This is a genomic window from Streptomyces sp. NPDC051133, from assembly GCF_040682635.1.
GTDB lineage: Bacteria > Actinomycetota > Actinomycetes > Streptomycetales > Streptomycetaceae > Streptomyces.
Window position 1 is genome coordinate 1 of sequence record NZ_JBFBBK010000107.1, and the last position, 9,454, is coordinate 9,454.

The 9,454-nt window shown below is 68.2% G+C and carries 8 protein-coding genes; 5 read left to right on the forward strand and 3 right to left on the reverse strand.

Annotated features, from left to right (window positions below; translation table 11 throughout):
- Positions 1-204: 204 nt before the first annotated feature.
- Positions 205-420, forward strand: a complete 216-nt coding sequence (locus AB0N17_RS44380; RefSeq protein ID WP_366017383.1) for a hypothetical protein — start codon at positions 205-207, stop codon at positions 418-420.
- 239 nt (positions 421-659) lie between these two features.
- Here AB0N17_RS44380 and AB0N17_RS44385 read toward each other — a convergent pair whose 3' ends face one another.
- A complete protein-coding gene (locus AB0N17_RS44385; RefSeq protein WP_366017384.1) occupies positions 660-1,091 on the reverse strand; it encodes a DUF6300 family protein in 432 nt (143 codons plus the stop codon).
- A gap of 258 nt (positions 1,092-1,349) precedes the next feature.
- On the opposite strand from AB0N17_RS44385, the gene AB0N17_RS44390 reads away from it, so the two are divergent.
- From AB0N17_RS44390 to AB0N17_RS44405, 4 genes are all read left to right on the forward strand, one after another.
- A complete protein-coding gene (locus AB0N17_RS44390) occupies positions 1,350-2,645 on the forward strand; it encodes a hypothetical protein (RefSeq protein ID WP_366017385.1) in 1,296 nt (431 codons plus the stop codon).
- 104 nt (positions 2,646-2,749) lie between these two features.
- On the forward strand, positions 2,750-3,424 hold the full coding sequence (locus AB0N17_RS44395) for a hypothetical protein (RefSeq protein WP_366017386.1): 675 nt from the start codon (positions 2,750-2,752) through the stop codon (positions 3,422-3,424).
- Positions 3,421-5,508 (forward strand): hypothetical protein, encoded by a 2,088-nt coding sequence (locus tag AB0N17_RS44400; protein WP_366017387.1) that lies wholly within the window; start codon positions 3,421-3,423, stop codon positions 5,506-5,508. Before AB0N17_RS44395 ends, AB0N17_RS44400 begins: the two co-directional genes overlap by 4 nt.
- A gap of 48 nt (positions 5,509-5,556) precedes the next feature.
- Positions 5,557-7,608 carry a hypothetical protein gene (locus AB0N17_RS44405; RefSeq protein WP_366017388.1) on the forward strand — a complete coding sequence of 684 codons (2,052 nt, stop codon included), beginning with the start codon at positions 5,557-5,559 and terminating at the stop codon, positions 7,606-7,608.
- A gap of 198 nt (positions 7,609-7,806) precedes the next feature.
- Here AB0N17_RS44405 and AB0N17_RS44410 read toward each other — a convergent pair whose 3' ends face one another.
- Positions 7,807-8,202, reverse strand: coding sequence for a winged helix-turn-helix domain-containing protein (locus tag AB0N17_RS44410; protein WP_366017389.1), 396 nt, complete (start codon positions 8,200-8,202; stop codon positions 7,807-7,809).
- Positions 8,203-8,221: 19 nt separating this feature from the next.
- Positions 8,222-8,812: a replication/maintenance protein RepL gene (locus tag AB0N17_RS44415; protein WP_366017390.1), complete on the reverse strand. Its 591-nt coding sequence runs from the start codon at positions 8,810-8,812 to the stop codon at positions 8,222-8,224.
- Positions 8,813-9,454: the final 642 nt, after the last annotated feature.

The following is a 9,454-nucleotide window of genomic DNA, read 5'->3' on the forward strand; positions in this document are numbered from 1 at the left end:
CGGGCCATCACGCGCGGCTGGATGTTCCTCGTCCTCCCGGCGTGCGTGCTGAGCTACTTCGGCCAGGGCGCACCCCCACCCCCTTAGAAGGCTCCGCGACCTGCCAAAACGCGGTTTGCGATCTTGTTTTCCGTGTCGTGATTCTTGAGCCGTGCCGAGGCGCCCGGCGCACTCACATCACGACAACGGGAAGAAGGCTCCACCGTGTTGACGCATCTCGCGAAGCTCGCCCAGATCGTTCCCGCCTTGCTCGGGCTCCTCTGGCTCGTCGCTCTCGCGTCCAATCCGATCGCCCCGTGCGGCCCCTCGGCTGAGCACCCCGCGAAGACCATCACCGACCACCTCCGCGCCATGGCCAACCACGCCCGGGCGGTGGCGGTGCTGATCGCCCGGAAGTCCGGCGCGGGCGGCGACAAGTAGATCGTGCCCCGGCGGCAGGCGCCGTCCGTCGGGGCACCTCGCATCGGCCGTCGGCGTAGGCATTTGACGCGCAGATTTACCGTGCCGACGCACGAGCCGGGACAGCCGCCTCCTACGCGGTGTGGGCCCTGGCCGTGGCAGCGGCCGGGGCCCGCTGGCGTACGGCAACGATGGTTCGGCTCCCGCCGACGGCGCCATGCTGATGGCTGCGGGGCTCGATGGCTTCCCCGACGTCGCTTTCAGCCTCGTCCGCGCGGTGTGAGGCCGGGCGGGGCGGGGGGACTGAATGGAGCCTCGGGTTCCTGGGCGCGGGCCCATCCGTGGGCGTGCATGGTCTCGGTCTCCCAGTCCTCGAACAGCTGGGGGAGCGCCTTCGGGTCGCGGTCGGCGTCGCGGTGCCAGCGGATGAAGGCGCGGGCTGCGGGGCGGTGAGCGTCGCAGGCGGCGCAGAGCTCCATCCACACACCGGTCCCGAGTGGGCCGTGCCAGTGCAGCAGGAGGTCGCTTCCGCAGCGGGAGCATGGCCGAGCCGGCTGTTCCTCGTCGTCGCGATCGGCAGGGCGCATTCGGGCCAGTTCTTCGTCGCTGACGTCGTCGAGGCTGCCGTTGAGGTTGCCGATCCGGCTGAAGGACCCGTCCGGGCGTACCAGGTATCGCCAGGTGAAGGACATACAGTCCCCTTCCCGTGGAGCAAGACGCGAACGGTCACGATCTGCCCCATTCGCAACCTAAGTCAAGGGCGGAGACACACGCGAGTAGGGATCGACCAGAGCGCTCTCAGTACCTGGCCGTCGGCCGTGCGCTCTGGCCCGAGGCGGGCAAACAGGAACATCCCCACGTTCAGGTGCCCAAGTCGACGCACAGCGGCGGGCGTTGGGGGAAGATCAAGAGAGAGCACGGAAGGATGAGTCGCTGACGGGGAGAGGCGTGTGGCGAAGAAGCAGCGCGGGGTGCGCATCCCGTGGGTCACGGACGCGCTGGGCAACGAGTACGACCGGTCGGAGATCGACCGCCAGCCGCACCCGCGCTACGTGATGCCCCTCAAGTGCGGCGGGTGCGGAACCAGGGTGAGCGCCCGGCACGGCAACGCCGACGATCCAGACGGCCGGACCTCCCACTACTTCAGGCTCGACCCGCACACGCCGACCTGCACGTACGACCTCGACCAGCGTGGCAAGCAGCTCACCGGCGGCTCGGCGGGCACGGTGGTGCGGCGCGCCGGTCAGTGGCGGCTGATCTGCCCGCCGCTGGACCATCTCGGGACCGGCGGCCACACTAAACGGCCACCGGCCGGGACGGTCCGCCCCGGCAGTACGGGCGGGGCGGGTCCCCGGGCGACCAGCAAACAGGCAGGACGGGCGATCGCCTCGGCACGCCGCATCGTGCAGATCCTCCAGGACTTCGACCAGGACCCCGAGGTGGCCGAGGAGTTCGCCGCGGTCGCCCCTGACGGGACACGCAACATCCCATGGACGCAGTTCTGCCGCGGCCGCGCCGACGCCGACCAACTGGCTCAGGCACTCGTCGACGGCACCGCCGATACGATCCCGCGCGCGGTGTGGGGGCCCGTCAGCACCGCCGATGCCGTCGGCCGCGACCGCGACTCGTACGTGGTCATGTACGTGGCCCGCAACCCCGTCCATATCGAGGACAGGCCCGTACGGCTGCGGGTCGCGGTGCGGTGCGACCGCCCCGACTGGATCGGGGCCACCACACGGTCGGGGCAGGTGCTCGCCTACGGCTACTGGAAGCTCTTCCCCGACGACCTGGCACGCGCGCAAAGCCAGGGCTGGATCGAACTGCAGTTGTGGGTGAAACAGCCCTGGCAGGTGACCCGTTGGGACACCGACGGCTCCACCGTGGACCTCCCCAAGCCCGTCGTCCGCCCACGCCAGCCGAAGCCGGCACCCGGCCGCGCGGCCATCAGCCCGGCCCCGTCGTCGACACGGGACGTGCCGCAGCCGGAACCTCCCGCAACACCGCCTCCTGCCGCCCTAACGCCGCCCCCGCCACAGGAGCGCCAGGAACCGGTGCCGTCGGGCCCTGAAACACCCGCTGGCCCGACAGAAGAATCCGGGCCGCCCGCGGAGCCCCCGCGCCCGTCACGGCCTCCGCTGCCCTCGACGCCCCCGCTTCCGCCGTTCCCGCCGCCGGGACCAGGGGAGGGCGGCCGGCGTTCGGCCCTGGGCCGGTGGCTGCGCAACGTCCGCCGCCGCCGTAACTGACCTCGGCCGACTGGGTTGTTGTCGCCGAGGAACCGTCTCGCCGGTCCGGAGCGGCCCTTGCAGAGGCATTGATCAACCACATCACGAGTCATTACGGTGTGTGAGTGGATGATGACGAGGGGGACAGCTTCTCCGATGCGATTCGGCTCCTGCTGCTCATCGCGGCGGTGTGCGATCCGTTGAACGAAGCCGAGCAGCAGGCCGCGCCGAAGGGTGCGGTGGCTGTCCTGCGCGCCGAGGGCCGGCTGCAGAAACTGGACTTCTGGCTGCGCAACCCGGATTACCTGGCCGATGAGCTTCTCAACGACTACGAGCGCGAACACGAGCCCATCAACCTGGAGCTGGCCGGCGACATCCTGGATTCGGACGAGCCGGAGATCTGCGCCATCCCGATGCTGCGCTACCTGTTCGGGGCGTTCGAGTACATCGACCTGGCGATGAGCATCCTGGCCGTCCCGCGGCTGGTGGTGGTCGTGCCGCGGCGCACGGTCAAGCGGGTGCTGCAGGACAATTACTACCTCACGGCCAAAGGCCGCGAGCTCGCCGAGCGGGCTACGGAACAGTTCCCAGTCCTGGCCTGGTACACCGAACGCGCCCGCCTCGTCCGGGCGCTGGCCGAGGCGACCGGGCACTCCGCCCTGGCGCTGCGCAAACGGCAGTACCTGCAGCGTGACTACGCCCAGACCCCGCTGAACGAGGTCATCCCGTCGATCGCCGACCGGGCCCGCGCGCGCCTGGCCCGGCTGCGCGCCGAAGCAGAGCAGGGGGACGCCGCGTGACCACAGAGCCTTTGCCAGTCCCGTCCGATGCTGAGCTGTACGAGCAGATCGCCGCCCGCGTGCCGTCCGCTGATGTGGAGAGGGTGCGCGACGCGCTGTCGGCTCACGGCATCCAGTTGACCAGCCCGCTGCCCGCGCGACGGCAACTGATCGTGCACCGCCTGTACTGCGAGGGCACCAAGACCGGCACGGACGACAACGACGGCGCCTTCACGTTCGACATGCCACTGGGGCCGGGCCCGTGGGCGATCGCCAGCACCCTGAACAACGTCGGCAAGTCGAGCCTTCTGTGGGCGCTGAGCTACGCCCTGCGCGGGGACGGCTTCGACGCCTTCAAACGACCGGAAACGGTGAGCTGGTTCTCCTACGTCCGCGCGGACATCGAGGTCGCCGGCGTCGCCGCCTCCATCCGGCTGACCTTCGACAAGCCCGACCGCCCCAGCTGCCGGCTCCTGAGCGCCGACACCCTCGAGCACCTCGCAGCCCTTGATGGCTCCCAGGAGACCGGCCCCGGCGTACGCGTGGCGGCCACCGCGGAACCCGACGGCGTCAAGGAGCTCATCGACCGTTTCATGCTCGACCGCCTGGGGCTGCGACCGCTGCCCCTGTGGGCGGCCGAGGCCGGCGCTCCGAAGGACGCCGACGGCAACCGCGACAGCGCGGAACAGGTGCACGGCTGGGCCAGCTACTTCTACGCCATCGCGCTGAACTCGGGAAACTCCAGCGTCCTGCTGGGCCCGACGTCCTACAACCAGCTCCCCGTGAAGCTGATGCAGCTCTTCCTCGACGTCCCCTACGCATCCGAGCTCACCCAGATCAACACGGCCCGCAAGAAGGACACCCAGGAGAGCAACCGCGTTCAGCGCCGGGCGCGCGAAGATGCCCAGGCCCGCGAGCAGCAGACCGAGCCACTGCGCCAGGCGCTCAGAGCCGCCGAGGAGAAGGTGGCTACCCTGGAAGTGAACCAGCCCGACCTGACGGGCCTGCTCGCCGACGTCGACGCCGCCGCACGTCAGCTCGCCCACGACCAGGCAGCTCTCCAGGAGGCGGAAGAAAGCCACGCCCTCGCGCACAAGGCCCGCCTGAAGGACGAGAGAGCCGTCCGCCGAGCCCAGCAAAGCAACGCCGCCCGACTCCTTCTGGGAGCCCTCGAGCCGGAGTCCTGCCCGCGCTGCGACCACGAGATCGACGATGCCCGGCGCACCGCGGAAGAGACCGACCACCGGTGCTCGATCTGCGCAAGCCCTCTGCCGGAGGTACAGGACGACCCGGACGCGCGGGCTGCACTGCTCAGCCGGCTGGAGGACCGGGTGAACGCCTCCCGCACAGCTCAAGACGTAGCCCGGCAGGCTGTTCAGACGACCACCACCGCCTGCGACAACAGCCGTACCGCGTACGACCTGGCGAACGCCCGGCTTACCGCGGCACGCTCCGGCAGCTGGTACACCCGCCTCGAATCCGCCCGGCAGGACGTCTACCAGCTGCGCGGTGCTCTGGCTGTCGCGACCGGCAACGGGATGGGACTGCCGGAGGTGGTCGGTGACTACGTCACCGCAACGACAAGCCCGTCGGACACCGAGGATGACTCCGACGACGGCGACGCCATCTTGGAGGCGGCCGCCGGGGTGTTGTCGAAGGTGGTCGCCGACCACAGTAACGCCCTGTTCGCCGACCTGAACCGCGAGATCGTCAGCATTGCCCACGACCTCGGTGTGGCCAACCTGACCAGCGTCGACCTCAACCTGGCCGGGCACCTCAACGCCCGCAAGACCGGTGCCAAGCACCCCTTCAAGTCGTTCAGCCCGACCGACCGCCTGCGCATGCGCATCGCGGCCATCGTCGGCATGATCAAAGTCGGCCGCAAACGAGGGATCATGTCCCACCCCGGACTGCTGCTCATCGACGCGCCCACAGCCGAAGAGCTCTCCCACGACAACGCGCGCCAGTGCATCAAGACGCTCTACGACACCGCGGCCAACGACCACGGCATCCAGATCTTGATCACCTCGATCGACGACGCCGTTTGGGAGTTCTTCCCCGAGGACCGTACCGTGACCGGGCCTGACAAGCGTCAGCTTTTCTAGGCCAGGCCACCAGGGGTATCCAGCAACGCGAGGGAGGCGGAAGGCATCGTGCACGCCATCGACGAACGCCTGGCTCAGTGGGCCGCGCGCGCCTCCCATCCCCAACTGCGCGCCGGCCCGACGGTGGACGACCTCGGAGGCCTCGACGTGGTCCTCGCCGCCGCAGACCACCTCGCGCAGGGCCCCTTCCTCCACCACCTCATCCAGGCGACCGCACACCACCTCGACGCCTTCGGTACCGAAGCGTGCAAGCCGCTGTACGACGCCGTCCTGTGCGGCCTTCGGACCAACACCAACCACGCTGCCTTCGCCAGCGCCACCGCCGCCCTCGCCGGCCACCCCGCCCTGGCACGTGAACTCGGCACTCCACTGAATCGAACGCTGCTGGCCCGCCTCCAACAAGCCCAAGATGCTGACGACGACCTCGCCGCGGCCCTCATCGGGGTGGAAGCCGCAGACTGTCTCGTCCAACTCACCCTTGCCGGCGTCATCAAAAGCGCTGCGCGTCTCCTCGGCGCCATGGACGAAGCAACCGAGGACCCCGCCGCACTTCCCGAGGCGATGGCCACCCGCCTGCCCCGCCTCCTCGGCGTCCTCGACGCCCACCATCCCAGCGCCGGCCTCCGCGACGCCCTCGAACGCTGCCTGATGCTCGACCACACCTGCCGAGACGCAGCATTCGAACTCGCCCTCGGCGACCTGCGCCAGGCTCTGGAACAAGACCAGTACGCGCCCATGGCCGAGCAACTGAGCAAAACCCAGGACCGGCTGGCCGAACTGATCACTCTCGATCCCGACCGTCTGGACGCCCAGCTCTACCACGCCGCCATCGAGGCCGTCCTCGGCCTGTCCGCTCCCGACGCCCCCACACGCGTCCACACGGCCGCTTCCACCCTGCGCGACGCCCTCCACCGCTACCGGGACTATCGCTATCGCACCCGCACACCGGCCTGGGCACGACCGCGCCAGAACGATGTGATCGCCTGGTCGGAACTCACCGTCGTGCTGGATGGCGCCGCCGCACACCTCGCCCACGATGACCCCTGGTACGAGGGCGGCCACGGCATCCTCACGGCACTGCTTCGCGCGTACACCGCGCACAACACGGTCGCCGTACTCAAGGACACCCCCGCGGCCGCGGCCGTGGAGACCCTGGTGGCGCCTGTCGTCGAAGACGCCTTCCTCCAGCACGAGCACCGGCAGCGCTTCCTCGAGCACGCCCTGGCCCATGACGAGGAACTCCGCGACGATCCCGCGGCCCAGCAACTCCACGTCGCTCTCCTCCACCGCACCAAGACCAGCAAGACCTCCCTCGGTCAGCAGGCGAGTGATCAGGGAAAAGCGCGCCGCTGGCAGCGGCTGGCACACCAACTCAAGGACGACTTCGCTGCGTTCGTTGACCAGACGCCGGAGCACGTCCTCGACCGCCTGGAGCTCGGCCTGCGCACCCACGAAGACGTCCTCGCGCCCATCGCCGACCCCAAGTACGGCCGCCTCAAGGCGCGACTTCTCAAGCAGCTGGAAAGCTCCAGCGACTGGATTACCGGCATCGCCGACGAGTTCACCGCTCTCCTGGAAACCACAATCCGCTACGCCTACCTCTGCTATGACGTCGGCCGAAAGATGGGCGGCTCGTACACCGAGCACCTCCGCAAACGCGACAAAGACGGCAAGAAGCAGAAAGTAGATGAAGCCCTATTCCATCAGCACTACCGGGAAGTGCTGCAGTTCTCAGCGCTCTTCAGCGTCGTTAACTCGGAAGTCATCGACAAAGCAGGCGGAAGAACCGACATCCTCGTCTCCTTCGGCGCCGTGCAATTCAACGTCGAATGCAAGATCGAAGAAGACGACGCCAGCGAAACCGCACTACGTCAATACGTCGCCCAAGCGGCGGAATACCAAAACACCAACGCTGGCTTCGCCATCCTGCTCGCTCTCGACAAAACCGTCGACGTCGAAGGCGCCGTCAACCTCTTCTCCAGTATCTGGATCGAACCCGTCCAGCGTCCCGGCGAATCCGAACCATGCCTCGTCGTCATCATCCGCATTCCAGGAGGACGCGAAAACCCCAACCTGCTGCGCCCTGCCCCCGCCTCTTAGCGGCGACTGCGCCGACCTGGGGCAACCCTCCCGCCGGGGTGGAGCCGCCGACGGCCACAGAGGCCCATCTCACGCTGCTGCCTCGTCTCGGGAAGCGGGGCACTGCGGCCGGCGGGCATACTGGAGAGGCGCAGTTTCGCGTACAGGTGCGGCGATGCCCCGGCGGTACGGCCGGGGCATCACTGCGTCTGAGAGCGATCAGGCGACCGCGTGGAGGCCGCCCTTGCCGGGCTTGGGCGGGCGCTTGGCGTAGCCCGGGACCTTGATCGGGGGAGGGCCGCCGACGGCGAGCTGCTGGGTCATCTCTTTCTCCAGCTCGTGTTGCGACTCGTAGCCGGCCACGGCCGGGTTGAGCGCGTAGCGGTGGCCGCGGCCGCCGCCGGAGCGCAGCACGATGCCGCGGTCGACCAGCAGTCCCATGGCGCGGCTCATGGAGGCCTGGCCCACGCCGAGGATCTCGTCGATCTCGGATTGCTTCATGCCCACGGCGCCGCCCGGGTCCTGGTGCGCGACCATGACCGAGAGGACGTCGATCGCCGTGGGGGTGAGCTGCAGCTGGTGCAGCATGCCCAGCAAGTCCGTGGTGGTCATCATGGCGATGGGATCCCTTCGGTCAGCCGAGCTCTTGCCGAGAGAACAGCGTGAGCTCGGGTGCGAGTTCGTCGGGGAACTTGGAGTCGAGGACGAGTGCTCGCAGCTCGGCGAGGAAGTCGTGCTGCTCCTGGCCGTTTCCGTTATACGCGACGCGAGGGTTGAGCTGGTAGGAGGACCTCTTGACCTTGCGGATGAGGTTCTTCTCGCAGAGCGCGTCGAGGGCGTGGCCAATGCTGGTCCGCTTCACGCCGAGCTCGGCTGCGATCTCAGCGTGTGTGCACTCGATCTTGCCCTTCTTCTGCCTGCCGATCATGTTCGACAGGACGGCGGCCTGCAGCTTGCTGATGATGTTGTGCATCAGGCAGTACGGCAGGACGCGCCGCAAGAAGTAATTGCTGACGAGGGAGTAGCCGGCCTCGCCGAGCATGTCGTGAGGAGGTCGCCGGTAGACGACCGTTTTGACCTCGTGGACGGGGCCCTTACCGAACTGCTCCGCGATCCGGCGCGCGAGATCGGTGCCGCCATCCTTCTCAACAGGCCTTACAGGCTTGGGCGGTTGGGGTCGAGGGCTCGCGCGCCATGCGCGCAGACCCTCTGCCGCTGCGTCCATGTAGATGATCCTTTCGCGTACAGGTGCTGCGCACTGTACGGCAAAAGTTGCGACCATCCGCATGTTACACGCGGGAGAGTTGCTACTCGTCGCAAGTTTGTGTCGGTGGTCGCCGACATCGGCGCAGAGCCGGCCTACGCGCCTCCATGCGATGGGACGTCCACACGCGCGACCGGCTGCCGACGCGGCGTCCGTATGTAACTCGCCGGGTAGTGATCCGGCGAGGGAAGTCTTCTTGAGATGGGCGCTGCGGACGGCTGAGCCTGCAGGGCAATACTTGCGTCTATTCGCATGTCTCATCGGAGAGTTGTGCATAGGCGCATGTTTCTAAGCTGAGTGTGGGTACGGACCGACATCCGAGCACACCTAATGTCGGTGGCCGCCGACATTAGGTTTCACAAAACCGCAGGTCAGAGGCCACTTTTCCCGAGCGCCTCTTAACTAAAGACGAGCCTCCGCCACAACTCCTTCCCCCTGCCCCCTGTACTTTCCCAACTGCCTCTTGTTGAAGGGGAGTTACCTGCCGTGAACAGCCGCCGGCCAGTGCTGGGGGGCGGGTGGTGGGGTGGTGGGCTTCGGGGATTGGGGGCGGCCTGGTGTTGGTTGCGCGTCGGCTGGCGCCGCCGCGCGGTGCCGTGCTGC

Excerpts from the sequence above, each read along its gene's own strand:
- AB0N17_RS44385 (WP_366017384.1), bottom strand. The coding sequence starts at position 1,091 with ATGTCCTTCACCTGGCGATACCTGGTACGCCCGGACGGGTCCTTCAGC.
- AB0N17_RS44410 (WP_366017389.1), bottom strand. The coding sequence starts at position 8,202 with ATGATGACCACCACGGACTTGCTGGGCATGCTGCACCAGCTGCAGCTC.
- AB0N17_RS44415 (WP_366017390.1), bottom strand. The coding sequence starts at position 8,812 with ATGGACGCAGCGGCAGAGGGTCTGCGCGCATGGCGCGCGAGCCCTCGA.